The sequence below is a fragment of the Candidatus Poribacteria bacterium genome (assembly GCA_016866785.1).
Classification (GTDB): Bacteria; Poribacteria; WGA-4E.
Genome location: VGLH01000023.1, coordinates 1 through 18,485 on the forward strand (window position 1 = coordinate 1; position 18,485 = coordinate 18,485).

Consider the following 18,485-nt stretch of genomic DNA (forward strand, 5'->3'; position numbering starts at 1 on the left):
GCCCGTCTTCACCGGCGTGGCGAACTACGCGGCGCTGCTCTCCAACGCCTACTTCTGGCGCCGGTTCGTGACGACGGGCGTCTTCGTGCTCGGTACGGTGACGCTCCAGTTCGCCATCGGGTCGGGACTGGCGTTCCTGCTGCGCGACGACTTCCCAGGCCGCAAGCTGGTCGTCTCGCTCCTCCTCGCGCCGATGATGATGGCTCCCGTCGCCGTCGGCGTTTTCTTCGGGTTCATCTACGAACCGACGTTCGGCATTCTCAACTTCGCCACGCGGACGCTCTTCGGCTGGCAGGTGCAGTGGTTCGACCGCCCCGTGCCCGCAATGATCGCCGTCATCCTCGCGGACACGTGGATGTGGTCGCCGTTCATTATGCTGCTCGTCCTGTCGGGACTGCTGGCGGTTCCCAAGCACCTCACCGAGATGGCGCAGATCGACCGCGCCGGCTGGTGGCTCACGCTCCGACAAGTCATCCTGCCGCAGATCAAGCCGCTGCTGGCGCTTGCGGCGCTCCTGCGCACGATGGAGTCGCTCAAGCTCTTCGACACCATCTTCGTCATGACCAAGGGGGGGCCCGGAACCGCGACCGAGACGCTCTCGATATCGCTCTACCGTGTCGGGTTCCAGTACTTCCATACCGGGAAGGCGTCGGCGCTCGCGTACATCATGCTCATCGTCGTCATCGTCCTGAGCAACTTCTACCTGCGGCTTTCCGCGCGCGCCGGACGAACCGCCGTGACTCCGAGCGAGGGCTAGACGATGGCGAACGCGCGTCCGAAGCGCATCGTGCGGATCGCGGCGATCTACGCGGTGACGGCCGTCTACGTCTTCCCCGTGCTGTGGATCGTCCTGACAGCTTTCAAGGATCGCGTGGACGTCTTCGCCATGCCGCCGAAGCTGCTCTTCGCGCCGACGCTGGATAACTTCCGCCGTGTCTTCATCGACGTCTCCGCCCTTACCGGCGACGCCCAGTGGACGAGGTTCGCGCGGAACTTCCTGAACAGCGTGATCCTCTCGTTCGCGAGCGTGTCGCTGGCGCTCTGCGCTGGGACCGCGGCGGCTTACTCGCTGTCGCGTCACACGTTCCGCCATCGGGATTTCATCCTGTTCTCGATCCTCTCGACACGGATGCTTCCGGCGGTCGCGACGATCATCCCCGTCTATCTGCTCTTCCGCCGACTGGGACTGATGAACTCGTACACCGGCATGATCCTGCTCTATGCCGCCTTCAGCGTGTCGTTCGTCGTGTGGATGATGAAGAGCTTCTTCGACGAGATACCCGTCGAGATCGAGGAGGCGGCGGAGCTCGACGGTTCGTCGAAGATGCGGGTCCTCCGACGCATCGCGCTGCCGCAAGTGAAGTCGGGAATCGCCGCGACCGTCGTCATCTCGCTGCTGTTCACGTGGAACGAGTTCCTCTTCGCTCTCATGCTGACGGGATCGGAGACGCGCACCGTGCCCGTCGCGCTGGCGGGAGCCTTGCAGGGCGAGCTCGGGATCGACTGGGGTTTGATCGCCGCCATCGAGACGCTCTATGTCCTGCCGGTGCTCGTCGTTGCCATCGCGCTCCAGCGGTTCCTGCTGCGAGGCTTGACCTTCGGAACGGTGAGGAAGTAGATGGCGCGAATCGAGCTGCGCGGCATCTCGAAGCGCTTCGGTCACGTGCAGGCGCTGGCGTCCGTCGATCTCGTCGTCGAGGAGGGCGAGTTCGTCTCGCTGCTCGGACCCTCCGGCTGCGGCAAGACGACGACGCTGCGGATCGTCGCGGGACTCGAAAGCCCGACCATGGGAACCGTGCGCATCGGCGACCGCGACGTGACTCGCCTGCCGCCGGGCGAGCGCGACATCGGCATGGTGTTCCAACTCTACGCGCTCTATCCGTACCTGAGCGCGCGCGAGAACATCGCCTTCCCGCTCAAGGCGCGACGCGTCTCGCCGGACGCCGCCGCGAAGCGCGTGGGGGAAGTCGCAGCGATGCTTGGCATCGAACGTCTGCTCGACCGGTACCCCTCCGCGCTGCATCCGGCAGATGGTCAGCGCGTCGCGCTCGCCAAAGCGATCGTCCGCGACCCAGCGGTCTTCCTGTTCGATGAGCCGCTCTCGCATCTGGACGCCCACATGCGGGCTGCCATGCGCGCGGAGCTTAAGCACCTACACGACCAGGTCGGCAAGACGATGCTCTTCGTGACACACGACCAGATCGAGGCGATGGCGCTCTCCGACCGCATCGCCGTCATGCGGCAGGGCGAGATCGTCCAGATCGGGACGCCCGATGAGGTGTTCCACGCACCCAGCGAGGAGTACGTCGCCGGTTTCGTCGGTTCGCCTCGAATCAACCTGGTCGATGCCGAGATCGTCGCCGACGAGGGCTCACGACGGCTCCGCATCGGCGACGGCGCGCTTGCGATGGAGACAGGGACGCCGGGACCCGTCCGCGTCGGCATCCGACCGCGCTACGTCACGCTGAAGCCTAGCGAAGGCTCTGACGGACTCCCCGGCGTCGTCCGTCTCGTCGAGCCGATGGGTAGAGAGACGCAGTACCACGTCGACGTCGGCGCCGGTGCGACGCTTCGCTGCCTGGTGCGGTACGGGGCTCCATGGACCATCGACGACGCCGTTCGCGTCGTTCCCGACCCGGCGAGGCTCCTGTTCTTCGACCGTCAGACCGGGAGGGCGCTGCCGTGAACCTGAGATTGCCCTTGCCGCCAGCGATTCGCGCCCGCATCGAGTGGGGCTCCATCGCGATCGCCCTGGCAGGAGTGGCGTGCATGGTGCAGCCCCTGACGTCGGCGCTGTACGCCGTCGGGTTCTGGATGCTGCTCCTGGCGGGGATTGTCTACGTCTCGACGACGTTCTGGTACGAGGACGAGGTGACGCTAGCTCGCGCGCTCGCGCTTCTCGTCAAGGTGGTCCTCGTGCTCCTGCTCGCTATCGGAATCAGCGTGGCATTCGTGCCGGCGCTGTTGTAGGACTGGACGTCTACTCGGATGCGATCGCCCGGCAGAGGTTCGCCATCTCGATCGCCGTCAGCGCGGCATCGAACCCACGGTTCCCAGCCTTTGTTCCCGCCCGCTCGACCGCCTGCTCAATCGTGTCCGTCGTCAGGATGGCGTAGATGGTGGGAACGCCCGTTTCGCGCCCGACGGCGGCGACCCCCTTCGCGGACTCCGACGCGACATAATCGAAGTGGGGCGTCGATCCCCGGATGACGGCTCCGAGGCAGATGACCGCATCGTACTTGCCGGAACCGGCAGCGCGCGCCGCGATGGTGGGAACTTCGAACGCGCCGGGGACCCAGTAGACGTCAATGGCTTCAGCGTCGACGCCGTGTCGGGTCAACCCGTCCTGCGCCCCGCTCAGCAGCTTCGACGTGATGAACTCGTTGAACCTGCCGACCACGATCGCGATCCGCAGCCCCGTGCCGACCAGATGCCCCTCGAACACCGCCATGCGGTTCCCTTCCTGCGCTAGTCGGAAGACCCGCCGCCGCTCAGCAGATCATCCACAAGGAGATGCCCTAGCTTCGTGCGCTTCGTCTTCAGGTAGTCCGCGTTCTCGCGGCGCGCCGGGACCTGAATCGGCACGCGCTCGACGACCTCCAACCCGTGTCCATGGATGCCGGCGATCTTGCGCGGGTTGTTCGTCATCATGCGGATCTTGCGGATGCCGAGGTCGTAGAGAATCTGCGCCCCGATGCCATAGTCGCGCAAATCCGCCTGGAAGCCGAGATGCTCGTTCGCCTCGACCGTGTCGAGTCCTGATTCCTGGAGCCGGTACGCCCGCAGCTTGTTGAGAAGCCCGATGCCTCTGCCTTCTTGGCGCATGTAGAGCAGTACGCCCTTGCCCTCGCGCTGGATGAACCGGAACGACTCGGACAACTGCTCCCCGCAGTCGCACCGCAGCGAGCCGAATGTGTCGCCCGTCAGACATTCGGAGTGGACGCGCACGAGCGTCGGTTCGCCGCTCGAAACATCGCCGGCGACGAACGCGAGATGTTCGCGTCGGTCGATCGGGCTCTCGTACGCGTGGAGCTCGAACACGCCCCAACGCGTCGGCAGATGAACTGTCGTGACGCGTTGAACGAGCTTCTCCGTCCGGCGTCGATAGGCGATCAGGTCCGCGATGGTCACCAGTGGGATGCCATGGGCGTCGGAGAACGCCCGCAGCTCTTCGGACCGCGCCATCGTGCCGTCGTCGCTCATCACCTCGCAGACAACGCCCGCCGGGAAGAGCCCTGCCATCCTCGCCAGATCGACAGCAGCCTCGGTGTGCCCGGCGCGCGTCAGCACGCCGCCTTCCCGCGCCTGCAACGGGAACACGTGCCCGGGTCTGGTGAAATCCTCCGGCTTCGCGTCCGGGTCGGTGACCTTCCGAATCGTGTGGGCTCGGTCGTAGGCGGAGATGCCCGTCGTGACGCCCTCGCGAGCGTCGATGGACACGGCGTATGCCGTGCCCTTCGGATCGCTCGAATCGGCGACCATCGGATGGATGTTGAGCTCGGACAACCGTTCGCGCGTCATGGGCAGGCAGATGAGCCCGCGCGCATACTTCGTCATGAAGTTGATGACTCCGGGCGTGACGCATTGGGCGGCGACGGTCAGATCGCCCTCGTTCTCGCGCTCGCCGTCGTCCGTGACGACGACCATCTCACCTCGTCGTATCGCGGCGATGGCTTCCTCGGCGCGCTTGAAGCGTTCGTCGGCGTCATCCGTCTCGGTGCGTGTCGGGGCAGTCATCATACGAACCCGTGCTCCTGCAGCGTCGCCAGGTCGAGCCCGGATCGCGGCTCGGACCCGTTTCCGGCTCGGAGGAGCCTTTCTATGTACTTGGATAGCACATCGAACTCGATGTTGGTGAGGTCACCGGGCTTCCGCTCGGACAACGTCGTCGCAGCCAGCGTGAAAGGCACCAGACTCACGACGAAGTCACGACCCGACACAGCCGCTATCGTGAGGCTGACCCCATCGACGGCGACAGAACCTTTCTCGGCGACGTAGCGCAGACCGGCTTCCGACGTGCGGACGGTGAGCTCCATACCGCGATCGGACGGATGGCAGCGCACGACCTGACCAACCTCGTCAACGTGTCCCTGGACGATGTGTCCGCCGAGGCGGTCTCCAAGCCGCAACGCCCGTTCCAGGTTCACACGCGATCCCGGCCTCAGGCTTCCCAGCGTGGAGCGCCTCGCAGTCTCCTCGGAAATGTCCGCCGTCCACGCGTCTCCTGAGACGTGAGCGACGGTCAGGCACACGCCGTTGACGGCGATGCTCTCGCCGAGGGCGATGTCCGTCCAGCCCGTCGAGCCGAAGGCAACCCGCTTGCCGCCCGACTGCTCGCCCGCCCAGGCGACCGCCCCAACGCGCTGCACGATGCCGGTGAACACGCCTACATCCCTTCGCGACAGACATCCGCCTCGAGACAGACATCCGGCGGAACCTCTCGGATTCGCCACGGGCCCAACCGAAGCGCTTCGTCCAACGCCGCGAAGCCCGGATCGCCGACGGAGCTCGTCGCGCGGCTGCTCCCGATGACCATCGGCGCGATGAACCAGACGACGCGGTCGATCAACCGCTGCGAGACGAAGCTACCCAGTACGGCGGAACCGCCTTCCACCAAGAGGCTCTGCACGCCCTCGATGCCCATCCGATCCAGCAGCGCGTTCAGCTCGACGCCGCTTTCTCCGCTGGGCAGCCGCCAGACCTCGACTCCGATGCGCTCCAGCCGTGACACACGCGCTCCGTCCGCCCTGTCTGTGACCGCCACGACCGTCCTCGCCGCCTGGCAGTCGGCAATGCGAGCCGTCGGCGGCGTTCGGCACGTCGAGTCGAGTACGATGCGCGTCGGCTGCGGCGCGTCCTCGTGACGAGCCGTCAACTGCGGGTCATCCGCGAGAACCGTCCCGATGCCCACAAGCACGGCATCGTGCACGGAACGCAGCCGATGCCCTTCGCGACGCGCGTCCGCTCCGGTAATCCACTTCGATTCGCCGGTCCGAGTCGCTGTCTTGCCGTCCAAGCTGGCGGCGACCTTCGCGGTCACGAGCGGCAACCGAGTCGCCTGCCATCGCAGGTACGCCGCGTTGAGCCGACGCGCCTCCGCCTGCAAGCACCCGACCTCGACAGCGATTCCCGCCGCTCGGAGGCGTGCATGCCCGCTGCCGGCGACGCGCCGATCCGGGTCCTCCATCGCGGACACGACTCGTGAGATCCCGGAAGCGATGAGGGCGTCCGCGCAGGGAGGGGTTCTGCCGTGGTGGGAGCATGGCTCCAGCGTGACGTAGAGCGTCGCGTCGCGCGACGACGAGCCAGCATCTCGGAGCGCGAATACCTCGGCGTGCGGTTCCCCTGCTTTCGGGTGGAAGCCCTCGCCGACGCACACGCCATGGCGCACGAGAACCGCGCCTACCAGTGGGTTCGGACGCGTCCGCCCCTCGGCAAGGGCGGCGAGTTCCAGAGCGCGGCGCATCCACGTCGCGTCGCGGTCCAGCATTGGACCCTCAGAATCCACGGCTTGTCGCGTTCGAGGAGATTGTACGCCTCGCCCATCGTCGCGGTCAAGAAATCCGCCTCCAACGCGCCGCCGCAAGGCCAGGGCTGTTTCATGAACGAGTCTCGTCGCTTGCTGCGCAGGTCCAACACTACCTGTCATTCCCGCGAGCCCCGCGAAGGCGGGGCTCGCAGGAGCGACGGCGATAGTGGGTCAGCGCGTCGACGGATGCCGCAGCGCGTGGGCATCAGCCGGTTGCCTGGGGTGCAGAAGCGCGAGGCGAGGTGTGCTCATGAAACAGCCCTGACAAGGCGTTCGCGCTTGTCGCTGTCGGTGGGTCTGGGTATAATGCGCTGGCTCGACGGAGGGCGTCGCATGCGCCCGTGACGAATCGGACGCCAGGCGGGTCGGAGGAGGGTCGGAAGCGAATGAACAGGCAGGGACCGGGCGAACACCGTCCGTCACAAGGATCGGTTCACGTCCTGCTGGCGGGGCTCTTCGCTCTCGCTCTTGGGCTGTCAGGCTGCGGTCCGCGAGAGGACCCCACGCTCAATCTGGTCGAGCGAGCGCTCAAGGCAGGGAACCCGGCGAAGGCGAAGCAGCGACTCGAGAAGGCGACTCGCTACCCGGATGACTTGGTCGATGCCCTCGGCACGGCGCTGGACCTGACCGACGCCAACGCGATCTCCCAACTGCCGGCGATCCTTTCGCAAGCGGACAAGGCGAACGCCGCGATCCAGACTCTCGAAGCTCGCGCCGCAACGGAGTCGCTCGACGACCTCTCCTATCGGCGTCTGACCGCTCTGACGGGCGAGCGGTCGCTAGTCTTTTCGCTCCTAGCGACGCGACTCGCGGCTCAAGAGCCCGGCGCACTCGCCCAAGCCGCCGACGGTGTCGTCCAGGCGGGTCTCGTCGCGCACATGACGAACGACAGCGCCACTCTCGACGCCGTCGACACCATCTTCGCCAAGCTCGGGCCCGCCGCGCTCACGGCGTTGTCCGGCTCGTTGACCTCTGAAATACCGCTCATCCGCGCCGGAGCCGTACGCTACATCGGCAGGCTCGGGCTTGCGGCGTCGGTTCCCGCCCTACAGTCGTTCATCGGCGTCGAGCGCGACTTCATCGTCCTCTACGAACTGCCGCTGGCGTTGGGGCAGATCGATGCTCCGGAAGCTGGCGCGGCGCTCGCACAGATAGTCACGCTCCGCGACGATGGAACCTACACGGTCGAATCCGCCCAAGCGCGTTCCGAAGCCATCGATCAGATTCGACGCAAGGCGTTGCGCGACACGGCTCTGATCCCTGTCGTTCAGGCTCCCCTGCTTTCCAGGCTGGCAGACGACAACTCCTACGCCGTTGAACGCGCTCGCGCCGCGCTGATCGCGTTGGCAGTCGCGGGCCCGCGCCCTTCGCCGATCATCGATTCGCTGATCGCTCTCGCCTCAGCAGGCTGGCAGACGGAGCCCCTGCCTGTCGTCGCCATGGTGGACGCCGACCGTGAGAAGGCACGACGGCTCGCCATCGTGGTGCAGGCTGCGATCACCCTCATCGCTCTGCGCGAACCGACGGCGATGTCTGACGCCCAGCGCCAGCTCCTGCTCCAGATGCTCGACTCCTACCTGGACATCGATGACGCCCGAGCCGCTGCGAGCACCGCGTTGATCGGCATGGGCGGCTACGCGCTCCCGACTCTCATCAATCGGCTCTCGTCGGAGGCGTCGACGATCCGAGTCGCCGCGGCGCGAGCCCTGGGAACCATCGGCGACCTGCGCGCGGTCGCCACGCTCTCGGAACACATGCTTGAGGAACCCGATGCCGAAGTGCTCGTGGCGATGATGGGCGCCATCGAGGCGATGCGCGCCCGAGAGGCGATTCCCGCGCTGGTGACCGTCCTCCGTTCCGAGCGCGGCAAGGACACGCGCGTCCAAAACGCCGCGATCACGGCTCTGGGACGGGTTTCGGACCCCAGGGGCTACCCGAACGAGATGGCGGACGCTTCCGCTGCCATCCGCGAGCTCGCCGTGTCCCGAGGCGCACGCGAGAGTGTCCGCTCCAACGCGATCATCGCGCTCGGGAAGATCAAGCCGCAGGGGATCGAACTCGATCTGCGCGGGCTCTTCCTGGACGAGCGCGAGCCCGACCTGCTGCGTAAGAACGCAGCGTGGACGCTCGGCGAGATCGGCGCGCAACAGTCGGTTCCCGCCATGGAAGAGATCCTGGCGATCCGCCGCGAGGAACAGAAGGATTTCCTGCGCCAACTCAAGAAGCTCTACAAGAACGAAGCGAACTTGAACGCGCGATGGCAAGAGCTCGGCTGGCAGGCGGGATATCGGAACTTCCGCGAGGTGAAGCCCATCGCGAGCTTGATCCGCTCGGAAGTCGTCCACTCCCTGCGCAAGATCAAGGGCGCCGACGCCGCCCCGCTGCTGGCGGAGGTACTCGAAGACGACCAGCGGGCGACGGTTCGCCAGGCGGCGGCGTTCTCCCTCGGCGAGCTGAAGAAGGAGCCCGAAGCGCTCGTTCGCGCCTTGAAGAAGGACGAAGTCGGCGCAGTTCGTGCCGAAGCAGCGACAGCTCTCGGAAAGATCAAGACGGAGCAGGTCGTTCCGGCGCTGCTGGAGACGTACCGCAAAGACAAGTACGAAACGACGCGCGTGGCAGCCTCGATCGGGCTCCGCGAAGCCAAGTACGCCTCCGCCGTGGAGGGACTCGCCGACATCCTCGAAGGCAATCACCTCAAGAAGGAAGAGGCGGAGTCCAAGACCGTCCGCGCCGAAGTGGTCACGGCGCTGAGGCTGGACGGCATCATGGTCGCCGAGCCCTTGCGGCGTGTTCTCGGATCGACTGATCCGACCGTGCGGGGTCTCGCTGCGGACATCATCGGACTCGTCGCCGGAGCGGTCGCGACGGACGACCTGATCGAGCTGCTGTCCGACTCCGACCCGAACGTGCGCGAGAAGGCGGCATACGCGCTGGGACGGGTCAACCAGCGGACCGCAGTCGAAGGGCTGCTCGCTCGCCTCCAAGACGAAGCCGAGTGGTTCCGCGTACGCGCCGCCGCCGCCTGGGCTCTTGGCACGATCCGCGACCTGAGCGCGCGACCCGCGCTCACAGCGGCGCTGTCGTCGCCGAACGCGACGCTTCGCGCCGCCGCAACGACGGCGTTGGGAGCCATGCGGTCCACCGACGCGCTGCCCGAGATCGTCCGGCTGGCGACCGACCGAGCCCAACCCGACAACGTCCGCGTTGCCGCCATTGGAGCGCTGGGAACCATCGACGGCGACATGGCAGACAGCACGCTCGGGTCGTTGCTTACGGGCGAGATCGGGGATACGCGCATCGCCGTCGTCAATGCCGCGAGCGCCGCGAAGGTCGCCGACGCCGTCCCGGCGTTAATGCTGGCGCTCGACGATCGCGGGGGAACCGAGCCGCTTCGTCGCGCGGTCGCCTCCGCCCTCGGCAACCTCGCCGATCCTCGCGCGGGTTCACTCATGGCGCAAAGGCTGATGGACCCGACGGAACGCAAGATCGGCTTCGTTGGAGCCGACGAGCACAACCTCTTCTGGGAGACGCTCAGCTACGCGTCGCGCAACTTCGCGATGCCCAACGAGCTCCTACCCATCCTCGAAGAGCGCCTCGACGACCCGTGGGACGCCATCTTCGTCCGCCGGCACGTGCCGCACACGCTGGGGCGAATCGCGGACCCGCGTGCGACCGAAGTGCTCCTCAAAGCCGCCGAGCACGGCGACAACGAGATCGCGCTGTACGCCATCCGCGCCATCGGGATGACGCGCGACCCGTCGCACGTGACCAAGCTCCTCGATCTGCTGGCGAACGCGCCTACCATCGAACGCAAGCGCGAAGCGGCGACCTCGCTGGGTGACATCGACGATGACCGCGCCGTCGAGGCGCTCGTCAAGGTCCTATCCGCGGACGGGGACGAGGCGTTCCGCAACAACTGCGCGACCTCCCTCGGCAAGCTCGGCGCGACGACACAGCTCGTTACGGCGCTGGGTATCGAATCCCTGCCGATCGGAACCCGCATCTCCGTCCTGAACGCGCTAGGAACCATCGGGCCCGCCGCGTCCAGCGCCTTGAGTGTCGTTGACGCCCAGCGCGAGAACGTCCACGGTGGCGTTGCCTACGCCTCATGGGCAGCCCGAGCGGGCATCACAGGAACCGACATCGGGAAGTCGTAGGGATGCGCTGGCAGTTCGCTGCCGTGCTCTGGGCGCTGCCACTGGTTCCCGTGCTGCTCTACGTTCGTCACCGCGTCCATCGACGCGTGCGAGGGCTTCGATACGCCGAGCTTTCACTGCTGGGATCGGAAAGCGACTGGAGGCGACACCGCGAGGCGATTCGGACGACTCTCGTCGGGGCGTCGCTCGTTCTGATCCTCCTCGGCATCGCGCAGCCCGAAGTGCTGCGAAGAGCCAGCAGCGTGTCCGTCGAGGGAATCGACATTGCGCTGGCGCTCGACATATCTCGGAGCATGCGCGCCGAAGACTTCCCGCCCAACCGCCTCGAAGCCGCCAAGAGGACGCTCCGCGAGTTCGTCAAGGGACGCCGCGACGACCGGATCGCCCTCGTCGTCTTCGCCGGCGATGCCTTCCTGCAGTGCCCGCTGACGCTTGATCACGACGCGCTCGATGGTCTGATCGGCGCAGCGGACTTCTCGTTGTCCGATGTCGAGGGAACCGCCATCGGCGATGCCGTGGCGACGGCGGCTGGTCGGATCAAGGACTCAGACGCCGAAAGCCGCGTCGTCATTCTCTTGACCGACGGCGAGAACAACCGAGGCAACGTCGATCCGCAGACGGCGGCTCAGGCGGCTGCCGCGCTAGGAATCCGCGTCTACGCCGTCGGCGTCGGCGGGCGAACCGGAGCGCCGATCCCGACCGACGATCCGGTGTTCGGCAGGGGTTATGTGCGCAACGCGGACGGTTCGATGCTGATGACCAAGCTCGACGAGCAGCTACTGCAGGACATCGCCGCCGCGACAGGCGGTCGTTACTTCAACGCCCAGGACGCTCAAGCCCTCGATGCCGTCTACGCATCGATTGACCGCCTCGAGCGTCGCACGCTGGAACGCCACGCGCCGCCGACCTACGCCAGCCTCAGCCACTGGTTCTACCTGGCAGCGGCGCTGCTCGTGCTGTGCGATGCCTGGCTGTCGCGGACGGCGCTCCGAGTGGTTCCGTGACCGGCGAGCCGTGTGTCGGAATCGAGCGCCTACTGGCTCGCCTCGTCGGCATCGGGCCAGGGATCCACCTCCCGCGCGTCATCGCAGAACGCGCTCATGCCGCAGAGGTCCATCGCCGCGACATGCTCGCGAAGCTCGCCTTCGACCTTGCCTCGCAACGCGAGATAGAGCTCCGGCGTCTTGTCGGCGGCTGGGATGTGGTCGACGACCTCTTTCCAGAGCTGGTTCGTGAAATGCTGGACGAACGACATGAGATCAGGCGATTCCATCTTGAGATGGAACTCGCGCACGACGAGCGGCTCGGTCGCCATCGTCCCACTCCTTCCTACAAGGTCGCGAGTGCCGAAGGACACTCACCCTCTTAACTATTAGCCGCGTTGCAGGCGAGCCGACAGATGAACCCTTAGCCGCGCGCCGACCCACTTCCGGCGCTGGCGGATGACGGCTAGACTACGGGCACGCGACCTCAACCAGCGAGGACAGACCCATGGACCCCGTACGAATCGGCGTGATCGGCTGCGGCGTCATCGGCACGCACCACCTCTCGACCGCATCGAAGTCGGAGAGCATCGAGCTAGTCGCCGCCGCCGACCTGATCGAGAGCTACCGAACTGCTGCCCAGGAGAAGTTCCAGCCCAAGAAGCTCTACGAACACGGCGAGGACCTGATCGCCGACCCCGACGTCGAGGCGGTCGTGCTCGCCTTCCCGACGGTGGGCAGGACGCCGCTCGCCCTCAAAGCCTTCGCCGCCGTCAAGCATGTGCTCACCGAGAAGCCCGTCGCGATGAACGTCGGTGAGGTTCGCCAGATGATCGCAGCGCGGGGCGACCTGACCGCTGCGTGCTGCTCGTCTCGCTACCGGTTCATCCAGGGCGCGGATATCGTCACCGACTTCATCGCCACCGGCGAACTGGGCGACCTGCGCGTCGTGCGCCACAGAAACCTGGGAGCCTGCGGTAAACAGCCGGATTCGCCCAGACCCGCATGGCGGCTCCGCAAAAGCCTCAACGGCGGCGGCATCCTCGTCAACTGGGGCTGCTACGACCTCGACTACCTGCTGGGCATCACCGGATGGACGCTCAAGCCGCAGACCGTGTTCGCCCAGACGTGGATGGTTCCGCCGCAGTTCGAGTCGCACGTCGCGCCGAACTCCGACGCCGAGACGCACTACATCGCGCTGATCCGCTGCGCCGGAGGAGCGACCATCTCGATGGAACGCGGCGAGTACATGGCGAGCCAGTCCGAGAACGCCTGGCAGATCATCGGAGCCAAGGGCTCCTTGAAGCTCCAGATGACCGACTCGAACCCCAAGCGGATCGTCTTCGACGGTTCCACGACCGAGGACGGGATGGTTCAGCGCGTGCTGTGGGAAGGCGAAGAGGATCGCTCGATGGTCCACGCCGGGCCCCTCACTGACTTCGCCGCCGCCATCCGTGAAGGTCGCGCGCCCAAGACGACTCTCGAGAACGCGCTCGTCATGCAGCAGATCACCGATGCCGTTTACGCCTCCGCCGAGTCCGGCGAAGCTGTCCAGATCGACTAGACGAAGGACCCATCCACCATGAAGTACGCCTTTATGAGCTTCTCGACGCCCGAGCTCACGTTGGGCGAGATGCTCGCGCTCGCCAAGCACGCCGGCTACGACGGTCTCGAACCGCGCCTGGTCAGCAAGCATGCCCACGGCATCGAGACGGACATCGACGCGGCGACGCGTCGGGCAGTTCGTCGGCAGTTCGAGGACTCCGGCATCGCGGCAGCCTGCGTGGCGACGTCGTGCCGCTACGCCGACCCCGCAACGACGGCGCAGAACGTTCAAGACACCCGCAACGCCGTCGATCTCGCGGCGGACATCGGGTCATCGCGTATCCGTGTGTTTGGAGGCCAGATCGGGAAGGGCATCGAGCGGCAGGCAGCCATCGGGATCGTCGCCGACGCGCTCGCCGCCGTCGCGGATCACGCCGCATCGCGGGACGTGACGGTCTGCGTCGAAACGCACGACGACTGGTGCGACCCGAAGCACGTCGCCGCCGTCATGCATCGCGTGAACCATCCCGCCATCGCCGTGAACTGGGACGTGATGCATCCGGTTCGCACCGGCGCGGCGACGATGGAGGAGGCGTTCCAGACGCTCAAGCCGTGGATCCGCCACCTTCACGTCCACGACGGCACGGCAGGATCGCTGGAGTTGGCTCCCATCGGCACCGGGGCGTACGACCACCGCACCGCCGTCAAGCTGCTGCTGGCTGCCGGCTACGACGGCTACCTGAGCGGCGAGTGGATCGGCTGGAGCGACCCGTATGAATCCCATCTGCCGCGCGAGGTCGCGACGCTCCGGGGCTACGAGCGAGAGTTGGCGCGCTAGCCGTCACCAATCCGCCTTCTCGACGTGCAGAGCTCGGTTCGCCAACGGGAACGGCACGCGCTTGCCTCCGAGTCTGCCCGATTCGATGAAGCCGAAGATGATCTCCTGGCTCTTCCGCGCCAGATGGACGTTCCCGAGCGTGTCGGCGTTGGTGTCGATCGCCTCCGCCAGGTCGCGGATCAGGTTGACCGTCGCGCTTTCGGGTTCGGGCGCGGGGAACGGGCGCTCTTCCAAGAGCTCCCACGCGCCGTACTTTCGCCACTGGCAGGCGGCGTAGTCGTTCTGCGTGCGCAGTTTGCCCTTCGTCCCGCTCACCTCGAACTCGTAGCCCGTCGCCGAGGTCAGATACCCGCGCACGCCGTTGCGGAACCGAACGAAACCCATCTCGATGCCGGGGTCGGCGTTCAGACGGTTCCCGTCCCAATCCGACTCGCGTGCGATGACGGACGCCTGCACGTAGTCCACGTCGGCGTCACCGGCGAGGTTCAGGAACGCGTCCGCCGTGTGCGTGTGCCACCACTGCGCGGAGCCGGTCCCGCAGTAGGCGATGACCGCCTGGATATCACCCAGCTCGCCGGAGTCGATGATCGCCCGCATCGAGCGGAACAGCGGGTAGAACCGCCGGTTCGTTCCGTAGTTGAACTTCGTCCGGTTCCGCTCGACCGCCTCGACGATGGCATCCGCCTGTTCCATCGAGCAACAGAGCGGCTTCTCGCAGTAGATGCCTCGCACGTCGCTCTCGGCAGCGTGGATCGCCATCTCGGCGTGGGTTCCGGGACGCGTCGCGATCCCAACGATGTCGGGCTGTTCGACACGGATCATCTCGCGGTAGTCGGCGTAGGCGGTCCGAGCCCCGTACCGGGCGCGGATCGCCTCCGCCTTGTCCGCGTCCACGTCGGAGACTGCGACGAGCTCCGTCCGCTCACAGGCAGCGAAACCGGCGGCGTGCGCCCACGGGAGCGTCGGCGTCCGCGTCGGATGACCGCGTATCTCGTCGTCGATGGTCGCGCCCATGCGCCCGCAGCCGATGAGCGCCGCGCGGTAGGTCTTGGGCATCGGGCTCCCTCTAACGCACGAGCGCGAGCAGTTCCTTGACGAACCGGGGAACCGCCGTCATCGGGTCCTCAGCCGCCTCGTACTCGATGGACAGGTAGCCTCGGTAGCCGACCGTCTTCAGGTCGGCGGCGATGCGGTTGAAGTCCGCGTCGGTCTTGCCTCCGGGCGCGGGAACTTCGGTCTTGGCGTGCGCCGTGATCGCCAGAGGAGCCGTGCGCTTGATCGAGCCGTACGGGTCCTGGGCGTAGTTGCCGGTGTCGAGGTTCACCGCGACCCACTCGGAGCCCGCGCCCTCGATGAGCGCTTCGACCTGCTCGACGGTCGCCGTGATGCCGCCGTGGTTCTCCAGCGCGAGCATGATGCCGCGCGGGGCGGCGTACTCGGCGCATTCCTGGAGCGACGCAATCGTCCAGGCGCGGGCTTCGTCCTCCGTATGCCCTTGCGGGACCCCGCCTGCGAAGACGCGCATCAGCGGCGCTCCTAGCTTCACGGAGTGGTCGATCCAGGTCTTGACCATCTGAATCTGCTCGGCGCGCTTGGCGGGATCAGCCTGGCAGAAGTTGTTCCCGACCGCCGTGCCGGAGACTTCCAGTCCGCGCCGTAGCGCCTGCCGCTTGACCGTGTAGAGTGTCTCCGTCTCGGTGTTCGGGAAGTAGTACGCAGTGAGCTCGACTCCGTCGCATCCCATCTCGACGGCTTTGTCGAGGAAGCCCTCGAGGGTCATCTCGCCTTTGGTCAGGTACTGCCGGAACGAGTAGGCACAGCAACCAACGTGCATGGTCCGTTCTCCTCGTTGTGCCGCCGATACGGGCTCGCAACGGCGGATGTGCCCATTGTCGCCAACAACGGCGTGGCGGGGAAGGGGGAGTGTCGTGCTCACGGGCGGGACGTGATGGGTTCAGGCGACTTCGGCAGCGTCCGGCGTCACGAGGTCGGCGCGTAGCTGGCGCTCCGCGTCCACGATATCGCGGTTCAGGCGATGGATCGACGTCAGCAGCAAGCCCGGCATCGTGGGGTGTTCCTTGAGGGCTCGGCGCATCTGCCGCAGGAGGTCCGCAGCGGCGCGGAACACGCGCACGAGATCGCCGTCGGGCGTGCTCGTGTGCTGCCGCAGTTCGTCGAACCGGCATCCGCCGCTCCACGCGAGCGCGGCGGAGGTCAGCTTGGCGTCCATCGACTGCGTCGGCGGGTCGATTCCGTAGGTGGTTTCCAGAGCGCGCAAGTCCTCGATCTGCTGCGCGGCGGCACGCACCAGCCCTCGGACGTGGCTGCCGTCCAGTCGACGGTACCACTCGTCCTTCTTCGCTTCGAAGACGATGGCGACGACCAGGGCGTTGATCTCATCGGGGTCGAGGTTCTCAAAGTGCCCGCTGAAGACGAGCTCCGTGATCTGGAGCTCGTACCCGTAAACCTGCCGCGCCACGTAGCCGCGAGGCAGAATCTGGGTCCCGTCGACGTAGCCCAGGTGGGTCAGCAGCTTGAGGCGGTTGTCGATCTGCACGCGCTGATAGTTCTCGGCGCGTTCGATCTGGGCATGGAAGTCGGCGAGCTTCGTGCGGCGCTTCTCGAGTCCGATGTACCGCTCCTGGCAGGTGCGGTACTGTTCGCAGCCGTGGCACGCCGACTGCGTCAGCTCGCGCTTGATCATCTCCGCCTGGTTGTCGATGCGAGCCAGCCGCTTGAACCGGTCGCGTTTCTTCTTCCGACCGCTGTACCGACGCTTCACATCCCGCCGAAGCGGCTTCAGGTCTTCGAGCCTCTTCTGGACATCCAGCGACAAGTTGCGGTACTCGGTGAGTCGTTCCATCGCGTCGCTGCGCGGATGGATGCACTGCGGCTCCTGCATCTTTGAGCGTTCGCGCTCCAGGTCGCGCACGCGTCGTCGAAGCTGTCCGATGAGCTGATAGCTCTGGTAGTTCCCGAAGCTCTGACGGCAGATATCGAACATGCGCTCGCCGTGCTCGTCGAGCAGGTTCAGAATGCTGGAGTAGGAGAGGTTGAACTGGCTCTCGATGGGTTCCGGTTCGCCGGTCAGCACGTGCTCGACTTGACCCAGATGCGCCGTCGCCGGATCCACCGTCGCGTAGACGTATCCGACGTCATCGATGCCGCGCCGCCCGGCTCTTCCCGCCATCTGTTGGTACTCGCGAGCCTTCAGATAGCGGAACGCGATCCCGTCGTACTTCTCCAAGCTGTCGAACACGACGGATCGAGCCGGCATGTTGATGCCCACGGCGAACGTCTCCGTCGTGAACAGGAGCTGGATGAGCCCCAGCGTGAACAGCCGTTCGACCACTTCCTTGAGCGTGGGGAGCATGCCGGCGTGATGGTAGGCGACGCCGCGCTGGATGAGCGCGCGGAATTCGGTCGCGCCAGGGTCGTCGCCGATATCGAAGCGCCGGCACGTCTCGTCGAAAGCATCGAGGATGGCGACTTCCTGCGCTTTCGTCAGGAACGACCTCGCACCGGCGAAGAACCGCGCCCGTTCCTCGCAGCCACGTCGGCTGAAGCAGAAGTAGAGGCATGGCAGCCGCTTGTGGGTCACCAGGTGATCGACCATACTCGATCGCTCGATGTCCCACGACGCCATGTCCACGGGCTGGACGGCGTCGATGTCCTCGTTGCGTCGGTGCGCCAGTTCCTCGTGCACTCGCTGGAACTGCGGCAGCGATGCGACGCCGAAGCTGGGCATGTAGATCTGATGCTCCAGCGGAACCGGTCGCTCCGTCTCCGAGACCACGTCCAGGTCCACGTCGCGGACGCTCTGAATCCAGTCGGCGAACTCGCGCAGATTCGGTATCGTCGCGCTCAGACAGACGAACTTGATCGTCTGCGGCGCGAAGATGATGCTCTCCTCCCAGACGGTCCCGCGCTCCGTGTCGTTGATGTAGTGAATCTCGTCGAAGATGACGTATTCGACATCGCCAAGCCGCGACGCGTCGTCGAAGATCGTGTTCCGAAAGATCTCCGTGGTCATGACGATCACGGGAGCCGTGGAGTCGATGACGACGTCGCCGGTGACGATGCCGACGTCGTCGCCGTACTTCGCCGTGAAGTCGCGGTACTTCTGGTTGCTGAGCGCCTTGATGGGAGCCGTGTAGATGATCCGTCTACCGAGCGCTCGGCACCGGTCCGTGGCGTACTCGGCGATGACCGTCTTGCCGGCGCCGGTCGGCGCGGCGACGATCACGGAATTGCCCTGCTCGATGGCGCGGCAGGCTTGCTCCTGAAAGGGGTCGAGAAGGAGGCCGTTGTACAGCATACCTGAGGTCTGTTGGGAAGGTGCGTCAGCAGCGTCACGCGTGGCGAGCAAACCAGCCATGCCAATCATAGTCGGCGGCATGCGGCTAGGTCAAACCCGGCTTCGCTGCGGCTTC

16 protein-coding genes are annotated in these 18,485 nt (G+C 66.1%); 8 read left to right on the forward strand and 8 right to left on the reverse strand.

The window, feature by feature from the left end:
- The 4 genes from FJZ36_05270 to FJZ36_05285 all read left to right on the forward strand — a co-directional run.
- The coding region (locus tag FJZ36_05270) for a sugar ABC transporter permease (protein MBM3214305.1) at positions 1-757 on the forward strand (757 nt) is incomplete at its 5' end.
- Between the two features lie 3 nt (positions 758-760).
- Positions 761-1,618: a carbohydrate ABC transporter permease gene (locus tag FJZ36_05275; protein ID MBM3214306.1), complete on the forward strand. Its 858-nt coding sequence runs from the start codon at positions 761-763 to the stop codon at positions 1,616-1,618.
- The gene (locus tag FJZ36_05280) at positions 1,619-2,686 is read left to right on the forward strand and encodes an ABC transporter ATP-binding protein (protein ID MBM3214307.1); all 1,068 of its coding nucleotides are present in this window, start codon (positions 1,619-1,621) and stop codon (positions 2,684-2,686) included.
- Entirely contained in the window at positions 2,683-2,970 is a 288-nt protein-coding gene (locus tag FJZ36_05285) for a hypothetical protein (GenBank protein ID MBM3214308.1), read from the forward strand. The genes FJZ36_05280 and FJZ36_05285 overlap by 4 nt, the downstream gene beginning before the upstream one ends.
- Positions 2,971-2,980: 10 nt before the next feature.
- Here FJZ36_05285 and FJZ36_05290 read toward each other — a convergent pair whose 3' ends face one another.
- The 4 genes from FJZ36_05290 to ribD are packed head-to-tail and all read right to left on the reverse strand — an operon-like array spanning position 2,981 to position 6,490.
- Complete coding sequence (locus FJZ36_05290) at positions 2,981-3,451, reverse strand: 6,7-dimethyl-8-ribityllumazine synthase (protein ID MBM3214309.1); 471 nt, start codon at positions 3,449-3,451, stop codon at positions 2,981-2,983.
- A gap of 17 nt (positions 3,452-3,468) precedes the next feature.
- Complete coding sequence (locus FJZ36_05295; GenBank protein MBM3214310.1) at positions 3,469-4,737, reverse strand: bifunctional 3,4-dihydroxy-2-butanone-4-phosphate synthase/GTP cyclohydrolase II; 1,269 nt, start codon at positions 4,735-4,737, stop codon at positions 3,469-3,471.
- Positions 4,737-5,384 (reverse strand): riboflavin synthase, encoded by a 648-nt coding sequence (locus FJZ36_05300; GenBank protein MBM3214311.1) that lies wholly within the window; start codon positions 5,382-5,384, stop codon positions 4,737-4,739. Before FJZ36_05300 ends, FJZ36_05295 begins: the two co-directional genes overlap by 1 nt.
- 2 nt (positions 5,385-5,386) lie before the next feature.
- Positions 5,387-6,490, reverse strand: coding sequence for a bifunctional diaminohydroxyphosphoribosylaminopyrimidine deaminase/5-amino-6-(5-phosphoribosylamino)uracil reductase RibD (ribD, locus tag FJZ36_05305; protein ID MBM3214312.1), 1,104 nt, complete (start codon positions 6,488-6,490; stop codon positions 5,387-5,389).
- A 425-nt stretch (positions 6,491-6,915) separates the two neighbouring features.
- Here ribD and FJZ36_05310 point away from each other — a divergent pair, with 425 nt between their 5' ends.
- Positions 6,916-10,686 carry a hypothetical protein gene (locus FJZ36_05310; GenBank protein MBM3214313.1) on the forward strand — a complete coding sequence of 1,257 codons (3,771 nt, stop codon included), beginning with the start codon at positions 6,916-6,918 and terminating at the stop codon, positions 10,684-10,686.
- Positions 10,638-11,690 carry a VWA domain-containing protein gene (locus FJZ36_05315; protein ID MBM3214314.1) on the forward strand — a complete coding sequence of 351 codons (1,053 nt, stop codon included), beginning with the start codon at positions 10,638-10,640 and terminating at the stop codon, positions 11,688-11,690. The genes FJZ36_05310 and FJZ36_05315 overlap by 49 nt, the downstream gene beginning before the upstream one ends.
- A 29-nt stretch (positions 11,691-11,719) precedes the next feature.
- Here FJZ36_05315 and FJZ36_05320 read toward each other — a convergent pair whose 3' ends face one another.
- Entirely contained in the window at positions 11,720-12,001 is a 282-nt protein-coding gene (locus tag FJZ36_05320; protein ID MBM3214315.1) for a hypothetical protein, read from the reverse strand.
- A gap of 176 nt (positions 12,002-12,177) precedes the next feature.
- Between FJZ36_05320 and FJZ36_05325 the strand changes: the two genes are divergently transcribed.
- Both FJZ36_05325 and FJZ36_05330 read left to right on the forward strand, forming a co-directional pair.
- Positions 12,178-13,233: a Gfo/Idh/MocA family oxidoreductase gene (locus tag FJZ36_05325; GenBank protein MBM3214316.1), complete on the forward strand. Its 1,056-nt coding sequence runs from the start codon at positions 12,178-12,180 to the stop codon at positions 13,231-13,233.
- Positions 13,234-13,251: 18 nt separating this feature from the next.
- Positions 13,252-14,052 carry a sugar phosphate isomerase/epimerase gene (locus tag FJZ36_05330; protein MBM3214317.1) on the forward strand — a complete coding sequence of 267 codons (801 nt, stop codon included), beginning with the start codon at positions 13,252-13,254 and terminating at the stop codon, positions 14,050-14,052.
- Between the two features lie 3 nt (positions 14,053-14,055).
- Here FJZ36_05330 and FJZ36_05335 read toward each other — a convergent pair whose 3' ends face one another.
- The 3 genes from FJZ36_05335 to FJZ36_05345 form a co-directional block, all read right to left on the reverse strand.
- Positions 14,056-15,108, reverse strand: coding sequence for a Gfo/Idh/MocA family oxidoreductase (locus tag FJZ36_05335; protein MBM3214318.1), 1,053 nt, complete (start codon positions 15,106-15,108; stop codon positions 14,056-14,058).
- Between the two features lie 10 nt (positions 15,109-15,118).
- A complete protein-coding gene (locus tag FJZ36_05340) occupies positions 15,119-15,886 on the reverse strand; it encodes a sugar phosphate isomerase/epimerase (protein ID MBM3214319.1) in 768 nt (255 codons plus the stop codon).
- A 120-nt stretch (positions 15,887-16,006) separates the two neighbouring features.
- On the reverse strand, positions 16,007-18,451 hold the full coding sequence (locus FJZ36_05345) for a DEAD/DEAH box helicase (GenBank protein MBM3214320.1): 2,445 nt from the start codon (positions 18,449-18,451) through the stop codon (positions 16,007-16,009).
- Positions 18,452-18,485: the final 34 nt, after the last annotated feature.

Coding starts and splice junctions, on each gene's coding strand:
- FJZ36_05335 (MBM3214318.1), bottom strand. CDS start 15,108: ATGCCCAAGACCTACCGCGCGGCGCTCATCGGCTGCGGGCGCATGGGC.
- FJZ36_05295 (MBM3214310.1), bottom strand. CDS start 4,737: ATGACTGCCCCGACACGCACCGAGACGGATGACGCCGACGAACGCTTC.
- FJZ36_05345 (MBM3214320.1), bottom strand. CDS start 18,451: ATGCCGCCGACTATGATTGGCATGGCTGGTTTGCTCGCCACGCGTGAC.
- FJZ36_05280 (MBM3214307.1), top strand. CDS start 1,619: ATGGCGCGAATCGAGCTGCGCGGCATCTCGAAGCGCTTCGGTCACGTG.
- FJZ36_05315 (MBM3214314.1), top strand. CDS start 10,638: ATGGGCAGCCCGAGCGGGCATCACAGGAACCGACATCGGGAAGTCGTA.
- FJZ36_05325 (MBM3214316.1), top strand. CDS start 12,178: ATGGACCCCGTACGAATCGGCGTGATCGGCTGCGGCGTCATCGGCACG.
- ribD (MBM3214312.1), bottom strand. CDS start 6,490: ATGCTGGACCGCGACGCGACGTGGATGCGCCGCGCTCTGGAACTCGCC.
- FJZ36_05330 (MBM3214317.1), top strand. CDS start 13,252: ATGAAGTACGCCTTTATGAGCTTCTCGACGCCCGAGCTCACGTTGGGC.
- FJZ36_05320 (MBM3214315.1), bottom strand. CDS start 12,001: ATGGCGACCGAGCCGCTCGTCGTGCGCGAGTTCCATCTCAAGATGGAA.
- FJZ36_05340 (MBM3214319.1), bottom strand. CDS start 15,886: ATGCACGTTGGTTGCTGTGCCTACTCGTTCCGGCAGTACCTGACCAAA.
- FJZ36_05290 (MBM3214309.1), bottom strand. CDS start 3,451: ATGGCGGTGTTCGAGGGGCATCTGGTCGGCACGGGGCTGCGGATCGCG.
- FJZ36_05275 (MBM3214306.1), top strand. CDS start 761: ATGGCGAACGCGCGTCCGAAGCGCATCGTGCGGATCGCGGCGATCTAC.
- FJZ36_05310 (MBM3214313.1), top strand. CDS start 6,916: ATGAACAGGCAGGGACCGGGCGAACACCGTCCGTCACAAGGATCGGTT.